A 16,081-nucleotide genomic window follows, 5' to 3' on the forward strand; every position below is an offset into this window, starting at 1 on the left:
AATTCATATTATACCAAGTTGTGTTGAAAAACCTCATCCTGCCTTCGGCACGCCTCTGGTGAACTTGCAAAGGGGGGATGGGGGTGAGGTAATATCTATCAAATGCAGCATAATATCATGTCCCCTTAAAGGCTATGCGAACTTGATATTATTGTTCCACCACCGCACCCAGCGCCTGCAACGTCAAAAGCGTCGCATCTGTTAGCCCTTTCACACCAGTAATATTCATCCCTTCATAAAGTCTTTTTGCCCTCAACATTCTTATACACTCTCCTGTCTTTGCATCCCAAACCCTCACTGTTTGGTCTTGGGAACCACTAGCAACAAATTGCCCATTTGGACTAAAAGCCACAGCAGATACCAAATGAGTATGTCCAACGCAGATATGACGACATTCCCCAGTTTTCACATCCCAAATTCTCACTGTTTGGTCATGGGAAGCACTAGCAAGAGTTAGCCCATCTGGACTGTAAGCAATCGAAAAAACCCAGTTTGTATGTCCTGTAAGAGTTCTCAGACATTTCCCCGTCTGCCAATCCCAAAGTTTAATTGTTTGGTCTGTGCTGCAAGTCGCTAAGACCCCCCCAACCCTGCTTAATAAGGGAGGCGAAGGATTTGGGCTAAATATCGCAGCGTAAATCCTGGCATCATGAGCGGCTAAAGTTTGCAGAAGACCACTTTCATAATTCCATAGTTTCACAGTTTGATCAGCACTGGCACTAGCGAACATTTTTCCGTCTGGACTAAAGGCGATCGCAAAAATTTTATCTCGATGACCAGTAAAAGTTTGCAGACATTGCCCGGTGTGCCAGTTCCATAGTTTAATCGTACAATCAGCACTCCCACTAGCAACCATCTCACCTTGGGGGTGAAAAGCCACACTATAAGCCCAGTCTGTGTGTCCTTGTAAAATTTGCAAACATCGCCCTGTGTTTACATTCCACAATCGCACTGTGGCATCAGTGCTAGCACTAGCTAATATATCTCCGTTAGGATGAAAAGCCAGACCGTAAATAAAGTCTGTATGTCCTTCTAGGCTGACAAGACATTTGCTTGTTTCCCTGTCCCATAGTTTCACAGTTTGATCATTACTACCACTGGCTATAATTTGCCCATTGGGACTGAAGATAACAGGCAGCGCCCAATCTGTATTGCCGTACCAAGTTTTTAAACATTGTCCATTACCATAATCCCATAACCGCATGGTTTGGTCTAAGCTGACGCAAGCGATGGTTTGATTATCTGGACTGAAAGCAACGCAACAAACTTCATTGGTTTGTCTGTGTAGTGTTTTGATACAAGTGTGGCTATGACAATCCCAAAGTTTTACAGTATGATCGCCACTACCACTAACGAGTATTTCTCCTTGAGGGCTAAAAGCCACTGCATAGACGCTGTTGGTATGTCCAGTATATGTTTTTATGCATTTACCTGTGTGATAATTCCAAAGTTTGATGGTGCGATCGCCACTCCCACTGGCTAAAGTTTGCCCATCTGGACTAAAGGCTATTGAACGCACCCAACCATGATGTTCTGTCAGTGTTTTTAAGCACTTGCCTGTAGCAACATCCCATAGCTTAATTGTGTGATCGGCACTACTACTTGCCAAAGTTTTCCCATCGGGACTAAATGCAACACAACGCACCCAATCTGTATGTCCAATCAGCGTTTTCAGGCAAATACCATCACGGATATCCCAGAGTTTGACTGTGTGATCGCCACTAGCACTGGCTAAGGTTAAACCATCGGGACTAAATGCTACGGAAAAAGTCTCATGATTGTGTTCAATCAACGTTTTTATACATATGCCATCCCGTACATTCCATAACCTTACAGTCTGATCAGCTCCACAGCTTGCGATCGTCTCACTATCTGGACTAAACATAACTGAGCGTACCCAGTTGGTGTGACCCTGACAAATCAACAATAATTTTCCTGTTTTCACCTCCCACAGACGGACATGACAGTCGGTGTCGCAGGTTGCTAAAAGCTGACCGTCTGAGCTAAAAGTAGCTGACAAAATATTACCTAGCGTTTCCGTAAAAACACATGAGGATAAATCTGAACCTGCAAAATTCACATCATGCAGGTTTACATTCTGAAGATAAGCTTGCCAAACAGTTAGATTGGAGAAGTCATAGCCACTGAAATCAACCTGTGCTTGATGCAGAAGATTAAGTACATTTCCCCCTGCATACCCGGTTTCTTGCCGTGATTTTCTTTGAAGATGCGAAAGAATTTGACTCAGACAACTAGCAATATTTTCAGGACTACCAAGTTGTGCGATCAATTCATTCACAATCGGTTGCAGGATCAAACCAGTTTGAGTTTCTCGCACATAATCCTTGGTTTGCGCTTTCAGCAAAGCATGGCTTCTAAAAATGGCTATTTTCTGAGTGATTATCTCTTGACTAACCTGCTCAATTAATTGGTTGGTTACATATTCCATCACCACTGGTTGTTGAGTAAAGCTACTGGCGCTTTTTTCAATTAGCGATCGCCTTTGCAAAGAACTGAGTGATTCCAACATTTCACGGGATAGGACTTTAGTAACAAAATCTGCTTGCAGATCCCGTAATGAAACTGGTTCGCGGTTAATTGCTAACCAGTACATAATTTCCCGTTCTAAATCTGTGAGACGATAAAACTGTTGATTGAGTAAGTCGCGGATATCGTCGAAGATAAATGCACTTTGCTGAGAAATATCTAAAAACTGCGAAATATTACTATCAAAAAAATCTCGGATCGCAGACGCTACAATCTTGAGAGCCAGAGGATTACCACCATAGCGGGAAATCAAGATTTGCCATTGAGCATCTGTAGCTGTAAACTTTCCTTTGACGCTAAATAATGAACGTCCTTCATTCTCTGGTAAACCTGTAAGTTGCACAGAACGTACAGGTAAAAGTTCACCCTCGAATTGAGATAGTCCTTTCGGTTTTTCCCGTGAAGTCAACAGCAGACAACTTTGGTGTGAAGTTTCAGCGATACAGCGAAAAAGTTGACCGTAACCTTCGTATCCTGGACGATAACTACCCGTGCGATCGCCTGAGCGTAAAATTGACTCAGCATTATCCAGAATCAACAGACAACGCAACGAACGTAAATATTTTAGTAACAGCAAAATTCTGCCTTCTAAGTTAGCTGGTAAATTTGTTTCCTGCTGTCTGGATAAAAACTGAATCAACTCAGCCAAAATATCTTCAGCTGGGGGAGCATTGCGAAGACTGCGCCAAATTACACAATGTAGAGATTCCACATGTCGTGTCTCTACAACAATTTGTTGCGCCAGCTTTACTGCCAAAGTGGTTTTACCAATTCCACCCATCCCCAGCAGCATCACCAAGCGGCAATTTTCTTGCACAATCCAGCGTTGAACTGTGTTTAATTCTTCTGCACGTCCATAAAAAATTGCAACGTCAGGCGCTTCGCCCCAGTCTGTGTAAGGATGGGGAGGTGGGGAACTCACCGGCCCCATTCCTCCAAGAGAGTGGGGATTAGGGGCAATGGGGAGATGGGGAGAATTTAGAATATGGCTTATACTTTCTGCCTTCTGCCTTCTGCCTTCTGCCTTCTGTTTCCTGCCTTCTGCCTTCTTCTCTACCACGTCTTCCCAACTCAGTTCCAAAACTTGGCAGTAGGCTTTAAACGCCTCAGCATTAATTGGGTATTTTCCTGCTAGGAAGCGCTTCCAAGTTCCTTCTGAAATGCCTAAAGCCAGAACTCCTTGTTCTTGCCAACAAACTCCTAAAATTTCACTAGCTGACTGAATCCATCTAAAATCATCGACAGACCACCCTTTGGCAATTCTGGCTTGCTTAATTTTTGCTAATCCCTGTTGAGAAGCTTTGAGAGTAGCCACTATATTTTTTATGCGTCCTGATTTCTACCTATTTCTTATAGGTAGAAATATCGCAGAACTCAAACATGATTTGCAATATCATATTAATAAATTTTTGCCTAGATCAGTTTTATTTTTCTTGGCGATCGCAAAACTGATCTGGAGTAAATAAGATGACATCATCAAAATTGAAAGTTGATTTAGAAGCTTATCCCAATGTAATTGCTTGGATTGAGCGGATAAAACAACTACCAAGATATGTAAATATGCCTGAGTTGTAAGCAATCCAAAATCCAAAATCTAAAATCCAAAATTCCAATGTCTTTTCATTCTGGAGAAATTGCAGTCCAAACCCAGGCGGGGGTACGAGAAGAAGCACAACGTTTGTGCAGTCTAATTAATAATGTCATTAAGCCAACTGCTCAAGAATTCCTCCGCACTCAGCAGTTGGTTATTGCTAGTACAGTAGATGCAAAAGGCAGAGTTTGGGCATCGTTACTCACGGGACAACCTGCTTTTGTAGAAGTGTTAAACCAGCAGACTTTACAAATTAATGCATTTCTCTTACCAGAGAATTTACTGTATCAGAACCTGCACGATAATCCACACATCGGTCTACTTGTAATTGATTTGGTAAATCGTAGGCGTTTGCGTCTCAATGGCAAAGCGGAGATTCAGCCAGCAGGTGAGATAAAAGTCAGTATTGAGCAAGCTTTTTTTAATTGTCCTAAGTATATTCAAGTGCGTCACTTAGAAACAGGGATAACAGAATCTCTAGAAAACCCTGTAGTCTTTACCAGACAAGCTTTGAATGAGAAGGATAAATACTGGATTACCCAAGCCGATACTTTTTTCATTGCTAGTTCCCATCCAGAGGTTGGTGCAGACGCATCGCATCGAGGCGGATATCCAGGATTTGTACAAGTTGTGCATAGCAACAAGCTAGTGTTTCCCGATTATGCTGGTAACAATATGTTTCAAACCTTCGGCAACTTGGCTATAAATGCAAGTGCAGGTTTATTGTTTATTGATTTTGAAAAGGGACATACTCTGCAATTAACAGGGAAAGCAGAAGTGATTTGGGATGCAGAGCGCTTAAATAGTTTTACTGGGGCGCAACGTTTGGTTAATTTTGAGATAAACCAAATTTTGGTAACTCAAAATGCTACTCCCTTACGCTGGCGATTTGGGGAATATTCACCAGTGAATCCAAAATGAGCATTAAAATTTAGCTGAAAAATTCTCACTTCATGTTTATCTTTGACACCTTAACAGGAATACCCTTAACCCAAATTTAACTAAAAAGTTAAGTTATAAAACAATCTCTTTTCTAGAATATTAGTTATTTTGTAGTCTTAGTTACAGAAATATTTTTGAATTAGCACTTGGCTGAGGGGAAGACAAAGCCATGAAATTAGATTTTAGTAGACCAGATTTTGCATTACAAGCCAAAAGACAGGATCTGAATTGGTCAAGTGAGGAGTTTGGCATCAAAACTAAACAGCAGCATTTTCAATCTAATACCTGGGTGAGACTGTTGGAACTACTCAACCCCTACAGCTTTGACGAAGCACTACTGCTGTGTCCAATTTCTCAAGATGAGTGGATAGCCTGGATACCAGATCATGGAGAAGCAGTACTTAGTACCAGGCAATTTAGAAGAATTTAGTCAATTGTCAATTGTCATTAGTCATTTGTTGGTAGAATCAGTGAACAGTTAACAGTTAACAGTGATTAATAGAATTTGAGAACTGATAACTGATAACTGAACTACACTCCCCATCTCCCCAATCACACCACCGAAAGGGGTTCTTCAACCTTGCTTTTGAGGGTCAAAGGGTCAATTGCCTCTAGTTCACCATGTTTGATACTCCAGCAACGGTCGGCGACTGCTAACATATCTCCTGCATCGTGAGTTACTATCAACAGAGTCCAATCTTTTTTAAGTTTTGCTAATAAATTGACTAACTGCCGACGCATCGACCAATCCAAGCCGGCAGTAGGTTCATCAAGTAATAATAAGTGTGGTTGACGAATCAATTGCACAGCTAGGGCTAAACGTCGCTGCTGGCCTCCGCTCAAAGCTTGGGGTGATGTAGCCAATGATAAATGCTCTAATCCCACTTCTTGCAGCGCTTCTTTAACTCTTTGTGTTCCTAACTCTGGATGTCCTAAGCGTAATTCTTCTAAAATCGTACCACCGCAAAAATGCCGTTCAGGAAACTGAAATACTAAACCCCCTAATTGTTGTAACTCTTCGGCAGTCAGGGTTTGTTCGTGCCAAGCAACAGAACCGGATGTAGGTTCAGCTAGTCCGGATAAAATTTCGAGTAACGTACTTTTTCCAGAACCACTTGGTCCAATAATCAAACCCAACTGCTGGGGTGCCAAGTCCAGATTAATTGATTTGAGAATTGCTGTTGGACAAGCTGTGGGATGGTAAACTACATTTCTGAGATAGAGCATTTGTTAAGACTACCAAAAAGAGTTAGGACATATCTATATAACTACACACGCTCGCATCTGCTAAGTCCCGAAAAAGTTAACAGGATATTAGCTATGCTTACATAGTAAATATTTTGCAGCTATAAGATATTCTGCTTTTCTTTAAATTCTAAGAGCAACAGAAATGATCGCTCCCAATTGTTTTTATTGTGGCAAACTTATTTTGGAACAACAGCTAAAACAAAATATGGGAACCCGCTAACATCAAGACAGTCAAACTGGATACAAAGTTTTTTTGCGAAACACCCGTTAGTCTTCGTTTATCTTTTTGAATTCTAAGTAACGTATAAAACAATCTCGTCAGTAATCATTCTGAAGGAAACACAACAATGAGTAAATGGTTTCCATCTATGCAAGCAATTCGGTCTACTAAGCTTGAAACCTTTGTCCAAGTAGGTATTGCAGCAACTTTATTTCTAAATGTATGGGTTAATCCTTCTGTTGCTGCTGATCCTTTTCGCGCCAAAGAAGCACGTAATATCGGTGACAAAACTGAGGCAGCTTTTAAAGCTATTTTCCAACAGGGAGACTACAAAGCAGCAGAAACTTACCTGCAACAGGCATTAGTCAGCGAACCTAATGAACCTTTAGCCTATGCAATGAAGGCATCGCTAGCATACACCAACAAAGATTGGACAACTCTAGATACTTACAGCAAAAAAACTTTAGAAATTGGGCAAAAGTTAATTACGAGCGACCCGTTGCGTGGTAATATTTACACTGCTGTCGGTCATTTCTTAGAGGGAGCAGCACTGGTTCGTCGTCAAGGTACTGTCAACGGTGCTACACAGGCATTAAATAAGTTACAAGAAGTCTATAAGCATTTAGATAAAGCAGAGGCTATTTCTCCCAATGATCCAGAACTCAATTTACTCAAGGGTTACATGGACTTGATGCTAGCTGTAAACTTGCCTTTTGCCAATCCCCAACAGGCAATTGAACGCTTAGACAAAAATGCTGGTCCTGAGTACTTGGCGGATCGGGGTATTGCCTATGGGTATCGAGATTTAAAACAGTACAACCAAGCACTGGAATATGCAAATCGTGCTTTAAAGGCGACATCTAATAATCCAGAGGTATATTACCTGAAAGCTCAAATTTTGCGGGGGATGGCAGGAAAAGAGAAAAATCAAAAACTTTTACAGGAAGCAGTAATAAATTTTGACCAAGCACTGGCGAAGAAATCTCAACTACCAGCAGATTTGGTAAAACAAATTGAACGTGAACGCCGCAAAACTGCACAGGATATTGCTCACGCTCAAAGGTAGCAATAACCCGCCTGCGATTCAAATCGCAGGCTGATAGCGAAAGACTTCCAAAGAAGACTGAAAAAGAAGTTTACTCCATTTACCCTTGTTGCCAGGTTCAACCTGGTAACAATAATTAGAGCCTCTAGCTCTTGTTGATCTTGGTGCAAGATCTGAATTGCTACGAACTTTTCTTTGTCCTAGTTTTCTTGCTTTACTCACCTATAATTTAGTTTGGTAGCTTGAGTAAGATTCTGTTCAGCAATTTTAAGTAATGAAAATCCAGTTTCGTGAATTTAACCCTTTTGATTTGTGGATTTGGCTGAAGTTCAGTACTATGCCTTCACAACGTGAAAAGGAGTACGTAGAAGAACTTTTTGATTCCTGGTTTTACATGGGTAAACTGGGTGCATTTAATGCTGAAAATCTCCAGGTACAGGAAACAGGGTTAGATCTCAGCTATATGAATTATGACTCTGATGCGTATGATAGAACTTTGTTAGCACTAATGCACAACAAAGGTGACTTTGAGTATCAGGGTCAATGGGGGCGTTGCTGGTTTGATTTGGGAACTTCAGATGCGATCGCCTTAGATATTCTCATTAACGCCCTGCAACAGCTGGGTGTAGAATACGTCACCATTGATGAAGTTTACATCGGCGGCGAAAATGATGACTGGCCTGTCGAAGAAAGTGACAGTCGTCCTTCGTTTATATATGATAACTAGTAACAAAAATTAGTTATTATGCATAAACAAAACGAAATTCGTGTCCTAGCTTTGGGATTAATTCGCGATGGTAATCGTGTTTTTATTTCCCAAGGCTATGACCCACAAACACAGGAAACTTTTTACCGTGCTATGGGTGGTGGAGTAGACTTTGGTGAAACGAGTTTTGCAGCCCTACAGCGCGAATTTTATGAAGAAATTCAAGCAGAACTAACTAATATTCATTACTTAGGCTGTTTAGAAAATATCTTTACTTATAATGGTCAGCTTGGACACGAAATCATTCAACTTTATCAATGTGATTTTGCGGAACCCAAATTTTATCAGTTAGAAAAAATAGTATTTACTGAAAGTAAGCGGCAAAAAACTGCTCTTTGGATAGAAATTAGTCGCTTTCAATCTAGAGAATTAAAATTAGTGCCAGAGCAATTTTTAGAGTTTTTAATAAAAAAAACATGAGTTAATGAATAAATCTCAACAAATTCGTGTCAAAGTATTCGGACTAATTCACGATGAAAAACGCCTATTTGTTTGTGAAGGATATGACTCTGTTAAGCAACAAAAATACTATCGGGCATTAGGTGGTAGCATTGAATTTGGCGAAACTAGCCGCGCCGCCTTGGAAAGAGAGTTTCAAGAAGAAATTCAAGCAGAATTAACTAATATTCGTTATCAGGGTTGTTTAGAAAATCTATTTATTTTTGAAGGTAAGCCAGGACATGAAATAGTCCAAATTTATGAATGCGATTTTGTCGAACAAAAGTTTTACCAGATTCAGGAATTAATTTTTACTGAATTGACATATAATTATCCTCAAAAGGCGCTTTGGGTTGATATTTATCGCTGCAAATCAGGAGAATTGAGATTAGTACCTGAGCAGTTTTTAGAATTTTTATAAAGATTTGTTGTTTGTTGTTTGAACTACCAACTACTAACCAGTACAGACGCGAAGAACATCGCGTCTCTACCTACTAACTAAAATTTGCTTGTATGCTTGAATTATTTGACGAGCGATCGCATCCCAACTATAGTTGTGCAATGCATACTCTTTCGCATTTAATCCCCGCCGTTGACATTCCGCAGGATTTTGCAAAGCAGTACGCAGTGACTCAGTAAGTGCTAGCACATCTGTTGTTGTTACCCATCCTGACTGACTTTCATGCACTTGTTGGCAAATATGTACTTGATCTGAGATTACTACAGGTGTTCCTGCAACCATTGCTTCAGCGACAGCGATACCAAAATTTTCGTAGTATGAAGGCAAGACAAATAAATCGGCTGCTTGCAGTAGACTAGATTTTAATTCGCCAGTGACAAAACCAGTAATCGAAGTGTGCGATCGCAAGGTAGAATTATCTATCTGTGATTTGATTTTTTGTTCATAAACTGGATCTTGGGGATTAGTTCCAGCTAAAACAAAGTGAAAATTTAACCCTTCAGCTAAAAGCTTTTCCAAAGCTGGAATTAATAAACTCAGACCCTTTTTTGGATCTATTCGCGACATAAACAACACTAACGGTAGATTCGCAGCAATACCAAACTGCTGTCGCACCAAATTTTCCCCATCTTGCTTAGGAGGAATAACACCCAAAGGAATCACTAAATCTTGTGTCGCTACTCCAAATCTTTCTGAAATTTTCGCTTCCTGAACACTCGTAAAATGAAGTGCAGCAGCATTAGCTATATTGCCACATTCTAATATGGCAGCATAAATTTGTTTCAGGTATTTTTTCTTTTGTAAATCGGCTGGATCAAGAGTACCTAAAGGACGCAAAATATAAGGTAGTTTTTGTTGACGACAAATTGCCGCAGCAGCACTACTAATAGGAGAGAAAAGTGCATGAATATGGGCTACATCAAACTCTTGGGCATAGCGATTTAACCACTTGCATAAATCAAGAGAAAATTTGTAGCGACGAAAAGGGGCACAACGAAAATAAATTATTTCATAACCATCTTTTTGATGAGGGACATTTAAGGTGACATCTAGAGGTTTTTGACCGTTATCACCATTACTATTAGTTGTGATCACAGTTACTTTTACACCTTCTTTTGCTAAAGCCGGGGCTAATCCCAGTACCATTTGACTAGGTCCACCATAAATTAGGGAAATGGAAGGGACAATCTGTAGAATATGCATAATTTATATTTTTTCTTAGTCATAAGTCGTGAATTTAAAATTTATGTTTAACTATGAATTAAGGCTGGAAAAATATGATTTTTATTATTCGACCACCGATGCACACAGATAAACACAGATGACCACAGATAGGTTTTTTGTTATTGTTTTTGAATATTGATTAATTCTTGATAAAATTCTAGTTGTTGTTTTGCTAGAGCTTTGTTCGTATATTGTGCCATTGCTTTTTGGTAGCCTATTTCACCTAAAGTTTGAGCAAAATCTGGCTTTTCTATTAATTGGAGTATGCAATTAGCAAGGGCTTGGGCATTTCCTTCAGGGAATACTAAACCAGCATCACCAATTACGTGAGGAATTTCACCAGAATCAGAACCAATGACAGGGACTTGACAAGCCATTGCTTCGATTAATACGTGACCGAATTGTTCTTTCCAACCAATGGCTGTTAATGTTTTAATTTTGTATGTTGTTTCTGATGGTAGTACCAGGGTATTCATTAAGTTGATATATCTACAAACTTGATCATGGAGTACGCTTTCTACGATGATGATTCTGTCTTGAATTTTGTTTTCTATAGCTTTATTGATTAACTCTGTTCGTAAGTCTCCACGTCCAAGTAGCAGTAGTTTCCAAGGTTGATCTTTTGGTAGAAGGGTTAAAGCATCTATGAGGGTTAACAAGCCTTTTTCTTTCACAAATCGCCCCACGAAACCAACAATAAATTCCTCGGGTTGAATACCTAATTGTCTGGCTAATTCTGGTTGGGGTTGGGGTTGAAATACACGTTCATCTACACCTAATTGAGGCATGACTTTTATTGGGCCTTGGTATCCACGTTGACGTAAAATCTCAGCACCGTCTTGATTGCCAGAAATAATACCGTGGCTATTTTGCAGATTATATTTTTCTAATAAAGAAGCTGGAAATTTTAATTTGTATGGTAAATTCCACCAAGTAAAAAATAAGTTTTTTGCTTTCAGGTCTAATAATTTATTTAAGGTAATCATTTGAGCATAAGCAAGACTTCTCGAAGCTTGTTCTACTTGAATGATTTGAGGGCGAAACTGTCGCAACAAAGATATTAAATCTTTACCAAAAGTCAGCAGACCTTGATGATTTTGACTAAAATTAGAAACAGGTACGATGCGAAATTGACCTTTTTCACGATATTTTGATTCGATAATTTTGTTTTGAACTCCTCCAGGTTGCCACTTTTTTGGTACTACAACTGTTACTTCGATATTAGGTTCTAGCTGAGATAATGTGCGTAATTTTTCGCAGTTAAGGTCTACAATATAAGTATGGCTAGCAACTAATATTTTCATAAAAAAGATAATAGGTAATTTAAACGCAGAGTAACGCCAAGTTAGCGCAGAGTAACGCAGAGAATTTATATAGAGAATTCGTTAGGAATTAATTGTTTTACGAAGTAACTATCAACTATCAACAATCAAGTTTAAATACTCTCAATTTGTTTATCTAGATGAGTGTAAATTTGTCCATCATTCCATAGAGATTGGATGATTGTTCCTAAAGCTTTCGCAAAACCTAAAGTGTAGAAAATAGCGCGGGTAAAAATTTTGATTGGGGAACCACTTTTGTGACAAGGGGGACGTCCCAAGACGTGACAATCAAATAAACGGGCGTAAAGACGTAAAGCTTGACTAGCAGTCAGATTTTTCAATCCCAGTAAGAAATGATTGTGATAGAAGGTGAGTTGATATTTGAGCGATCGCATACTAATATCATGGCAACCACCTGTCTCTTCCCCTAAATGCACTAAACTAGCTTCTGGGTCGTACCAAATCTTATAGCCAGTTTGCCGCAACCGCAAACAAAAATCGGATTCTTCTCGGACTGCACTACCGCGAAATCTCTCATCAAAATGCAGCCTGTGCTTGGTAAAAATCTCGCGGCGGAATGACATATTACAACCCCTTGCTGTCAGAACTTCTTGGGGTTTGATTGTATGCACCAAATCTATATAATACCAAGCAATACCAGGGTCCATAGCCTGGGGAGGTAAATATTCAATACTCTTGTAAGGTGCATCTCCCTGTGTTCTTCCTTGGGCAGTATCAGCTATTTTCATCCTGTCATAAACTCGCCCAGCAACAGCCCCTATTTCTGGTTTATCTAAATAATTTTTAGCATGAGCTGTTAAAAATCCAGAATTTAACTTTACGTCATCATCAATAAATAAAATTATCTCTCCTTTTGCGCGTCGCACTGCATAATTGCGCGCCCCTGGTAAACTAGCCCAATTTAAACGGAACCATTGAATTTTACCTGCTGTTGCTTGTTCTGATAAAAAAGCTTCAATTTCTGGTTCGTGTTTTGGAGTTTGATCTACTACTAAAACTTCAAAATTTGAATAGTCTTGCTTCAATAAATCCACAACACTGTCTCGCAGTGGTTCTTCACGACCATAAGTTGGAATAATTACAGAAATAAGAGGTAAATTCATATTAATAGTCATTTGTCATTTGTTAGTAGTTAGTGGTTACAGACGCGAGGAACATCGCGTCTGTACATTAGTAGTCAATAGCTAATTCAATAGTTAATGGCCAATGGTTATTTTCACACCCTCACACTCCTCATACTCCCCATCACCCCATCACCCCATCACCTTTTTCCCTCCTGTCTCCCCTTCCGCTTGTGCTTGTTGCAGTCTTTCCATTTTGTCTACAATCGGCAATTTTAAAAGAATGCCAGCAGCAAACCAATAATAAACAGCGACTGGGTCAACATCCAGAGGATAGTAATAAGTGTTGTAACTAATAAACAATATAAACACCCACATAGCAGCACCGTAACTGCGGAAATTACGGTTTTTTACCAAACGATACTGCCGGAAACAAATAATTGTTAAGGTAGTGACTAAAACTATAAATCCTAATAACCCAAATATTCCTACTTCATAAAGAACCTTCGGATAATAGGTTTCTACTAATTTAGTTGGTCCCATTGCACGGGCAGAGTTAGTAGCACGACCTAAACCACTTCCAAATGGTCCATCTACGCTTTTCCAATTTTCTTCAAATTGTTGCACTATAAATTCATAGGGAGGAGAGGCATTCCAACGGGCTACAAAACTATCTGTTCTCTCTTGGACAACGGTGGGATTACTAACTATTGCAATTCCTAAAAGTAGGGCTAGTCCTCCAAATATAGGAATAAATCTTTTTAAATTACCAATTTGACCAGTCAGTACAAGTAACATTACAAAACAGATTGGTACTAAAGCTAAAGCTATTCTTTGCCCAGAGATTACTGCATTAATAAAGACAGATGCCATTGAAGCTAAACTGATAATTCGCCAAATAATAGAAGGGTCACTAAAGCCAGTTGCAAAAGTAAAAAACGTGCTAGAAATGAGAAACCATGCCCATTGCCAAGGTGCAACAAAAGTTCCTGGTAAGCGAATCATTCCTTGACTAGGGCTATAAACTAATGAGCCGCCAAAAAAACATCGTGCTTCTAATGAAGCTTTAAATAAAGCAGCACCAACTGCATTTCTTGTACCTTCACATATGCCAGTTAATAATAATAAATATTGCATAAATCCTAGAACAGAGGCAACAAGGATTAACACTATTTGTAAGCGTGAAATAAATAAAAAGTCTCGTTTATTACGAATTAAATAATAAATACAAGCAATTAGAGGTACATAGCCTAAAAATACTTTTAATCCTAAAATTCCCATACCAAGAGGAATTTCTTTGGGTGCTTCTTTAAAGGGTCCAATAGGAGGCGGATTAAATTGCCGTCCACCATTTACAAATAATAGTGTGATTATGCATGAGCCTAATAGAATATATAATGGGGTTTTAATTCCTTCAGGAATAATTATAGGTAGTTTCTGTTTGCGGCAATTCTGCCAAATTGCAATTAAAGCAGGAACATAGAAAGCGTCTTTAGCCAATTGCAATACGGGACTATTACCGATGTAGTAAGTGATAGTTCCGCCAAACGGCACATAAAAAATAAAGGCAAACAAAGCTTGACGAGGATATTTGTAGGCAAGGGACATAACTATTATTCCCATTACTGCCGGGACAGCTGCCTTAATTCCAGCTACTAAAAAAAGAATAAAACCAAGGAATAAACCACCACCAATGGCTGGAGTAAGTGTATTAATAAGTTCTTGACGTGCCTGTGCTGCTTTGCGTTTTTGGGCTAAACGTTCTTTGAGGGTAAGAGTAGGAACCTCTTGTTTTTTCTGCTTTTTTGTTTTTTGATTTTTCTGGGATTTTTGCTTTGATTTCGGCATGATTTGCTATTAATACGTCCCTTGAATAGCTGATCATAGCCTTGGAAGTATGAGAACGTAAATAAATATACATTAAATTCATTGGTAAAAGGGGTAAGGGGAATGGTTAAAGGGATAGATTTTTGGCTTTCCTCCTATCAAGCCAAGAATATATGGCGGTTCTCAGTTGTGTGAACTATAAAACCTCACCCCGCCCTATCGGGCACCCCTCTGGTGAACTCGCGGAGAGAGGCTAGGGGTGAGGTATAAAGTGTATTGCATCGAATTGAAAATCGCTATACTGCAACAATCCGGAAAGACTACTCCAGCTTGTGGAGTATATGTATTATAAAAATACTACTCTTGGAAAAAACGGTAACGGCATATGTAATCCCCTGGTCTCAATCAAATTTAGCTCGATCGCGAATAGCTATAATCCTCATGCTTATTCGTTTCAATTCGCTACGAAATTAATTTGATTGCAGTTGCCAAGGTAGGGAAGTAATGCAACAAATTTATAAATTTCCGCGTACCCATCACATTCAGGGTTCGCGTTTACAACCAGGGGATGAAGACCTCGATAGTATCCCTTTTGCTGCTATTAAAGAGCAGTATGTAGTAGTGGAAGAAAAAGTTGATGGTGCTAACGCTGCTATTAGTTTTGCTGCTGACGGTCAAATTCGCCTACAAAGCCGGGGACATTATTTAACAGGTGGGGCACGGGAAAAGCACTTTAATTTGTTTAAACAATGGGCAAATACTCACGCAGTCGCATTTTGGCAAGTATTGGGAAGTCGCTTTATTCTCTTTGGAGAGTGGCTTTATGCGAAGCACACAATATTTTATGATGCTTTGCCCCACTATTTTCTTGAGTATGATGTGCTGGATTTAGAAAAGCAAGTATTTCTCAGCAGCAAAAACCGCCAGCAGTTATTAGCTGGGTTGCCTTTGGTTTCTGTACCCGTGCTATTTACTGGCAGTCTCCAATCTTATCAGCAACTCATTGGGCTATTGGCTAAATCCCATTACCAAACGCCTGCATATTTGCAAAGTTTGTGTCAAGTATGTCAGGAAAAAGGGCTAGATGTGGAACGATCGCTTAAACAAACTGACCAAAGTTCTCTGATGGAAGGTTTATACATTAAAGTTGAACCAGATGATACAGTAATAGCTCGTTATAAATACGTACGTTCCAGTTTTTTAACCACCATCAAACAATCGGATGGACAGTGGCTGAATCGTCCGATTATACCAAATTTACTACGTCCTGATGCTGACTTGTTTTCTTAAGAAACACAGGTGTGGGGGAGAAAGCTAAAATTCTTACCTCTTCTGTCTTATGCATTATTTTCAAGACAGAACCCCAGGA

At 39.5% G+C, this 16,081-nt stretch carries 13 protein-coding genes; 7 read left to right on the forward strand and 6 right to left on the reverse strand.

Annotated features, from left to right (window positions below):
• Nucleotides 1-148: 148 nt before the first annotated feature.
• A complete protein-coding gene (locus tag RS893_RS15335) occupies nt 149-3,862 on the reverse strand; it encodes an NB-ARC domain-containing protein (RefSeq protein ID WP_315784698.1) in 3,714 nt (1,237 codons plus the stop codon).
• A 297-nt stretch (nt 3,863-4,159) separates the two neighbouring features.
• Here RS893_RS15335 and RS893_RS15340 point away from each other — a divergent pair, with 297 nt between their 5' ends.
• Entirely contained in the window at nt 4,160-5,059 is a 900-nt protein-coding gene (locus RS893_RS15340; protein WP_315784701.1) for a pyridoxamine 5'-phosphate oxidase family protein, read from the forward strand.
• A gap of 190 nt (nt 5,060-5,249) precedes the next feature.
• Entirely contained in the window at nt 5,250-5,510 is a 261-nt protein-coding gene (locus RS893_RS15345) for a hypothetical protein (RefSeq protein WP_315784704.1), read from the forward strand.
• A 122-nt stretch (nt 5,511-5,632) separates the two neighbouring features.
• Here RS893_RS15345 and RS893_RS15350 read toward each other — a convergent pair whose 3' ends face one another.
• A complete protein-coding gene (locus RS893_RS15350) occupies nt 5,633-6,307 on the reverse strand; it encodes an energy-coupling factor ABC transporter ATP-binding protein (RefSeq protein WP_315784707.1) in 675 nt (224 codons plus the stop codon).
• A 368-nt stretch (nt 6,308-6,675) separates the two neighbouring features.
• On the opposite strand from RS893_RS15350, the gene RS893_RS15355 reads away from it, so the two are divergent.
• The 4 genes from RS893_RS15355 to RS893_RS15370 all read left to right on the forward strand — a co-directional run bounded on the left by RS893_RS15355 (nt 6,676) and on the right by RS893_RS15370 (nt 9,218).
• On the forward strand, nt 6,676-7,614 hold the full coding sequence (locus RS893_RS15355) for a Sll0314/Alr1548 family TPR repeat-containing protein (RefSeq protein ID WP_315784710.1): 939 nt from the start codon (nt 6,676-6,678) through the stop codon (nt 7,612-7,614).
• A gap of 253 nt (nt 7,615-7,867) precedes the next feature.
• A complete protein-coding gene (locus tag RS893_RS15360) occupies nt 7,868-8,320 on the forward strand; it encodes a DUF3531 family protein (RefSeq protein WP_315784713.1) in 453 nt (150 codons plus the stop codon).
• Nucleotides 8,321-8,338: 18 nt separating this feature from the next.
• The gene (locus tag RS893_RS15365) at nt 8,339-8,779 is read left to right on the forward strand and encodes an NUDIX hydrolase (protein WP_315784716.1); all 441 of its coding nucleotides are present in this window, start codon (nt 8,339-8,341) and stop codon (nt 8,777-8,779) included.
• A gap of 4 nt (nt 8,780-8,783) precedes the next feature.
• Nucleotides 8,784-9,218 (forward strand): NUDIX hydrolase, encoded by a 435-nt coding sequence (locus RS893_RS15370; RefSeq protein ID WP_315784719.1) that lies wholly within the window; start codon nt 8,784-8,786, stop codon nt 9,216-9,218.
• Nucleotides 9,219-9,284: 66 nt separating this feature from the next.
• On the opposite strand, the gene hpsP is transcribed toward RS893_RS15370, so the two are convergent.
• The 4 genes from hpsP to hpsL all read right to left on the reverse strand — a co-directional run bounded on the left by hpsP (nt 9,285) and on the right by hpsL (nt 14,733).
• Nucleotides 9,285-10,460 (reverse strand): hormogonium polysaccharide biosynthesis glycosyltransferase HpsP, encoded by a 1,176-nt coding sequence (hpsP, locus tag RS893_RS15375; RefSeq protein WP_315784721.1) that lies wholly within the window; start codon nt 10,458-10,460, stop codon nt 9,285-9,287.
• Nucleotides 10,461-10,600: 140 nt separating this feature from the next.
• Nucleotides 10,601-11,785 carry a hormogonium polysaccharide biosynthesis glycosyltransferase HpsO gene (gene hpsO, locus RS893_RS15380; protein ID WP_315784724.1) on the reverse strand — a complete coding sequence of 395 codons (1,185 nt, stop codon included), beginning with the start codon at nt 11,783-11,785 and terminating at the stop codon, nt 10,601-10,603.
• A 131-nt stretch (nt 11,786-11,916) separates the two neighbouring features.
• Entirely contained in the window at nt 11,917-12,927 is a 1,011-nt protein-coding gene (gene hpsN, locus RS893_RS15385; RefSeq protein ID WP_315784725.1) for a hormogonium polysaccharide biosynthesis glycosyltransferase HpsN, read from the reverse strand.
• Between the two features lie 150 nt (nt 12,928-13,077).
• Entirely contained in the window at nt 13,078-14,733 is a 1,656-nt protein-coding gene (hpsL, locus tag RS893_RS15390; protein WP_315784727.1) for a hormogonium polysaccharide biosynthesis protein HpsL, read from the reverse strand.
• 483 nt (nt 14,734-15,216) lie between these two features.
• On the opposite strand from hpsL, the gene RS893_RS15395 reads away from it, so the two are divergent.
• On the forward strand, nt 15,217-16,002 hold the full coding sequence (locus RS893_RS15395) for an RNA ligase family protein (RefSeq protein ID WP_315784729.1): 786 nt from the start codon (nt 15,217-15,219) through the stop codon (nt 16,000-16,002).
• Nucleotides 16,003-16,081: the final 79 nt, after the last annotated feature.

Origin of the sequence: Fischerella sp. JS2, assembly GCF_032393985.1 — a bacterium.
Lineage (GTDB): Bacteria > Cyanobacteriota > Cyanobacteriia > Cyanobacteriales > Nostocaceae > Fischerella.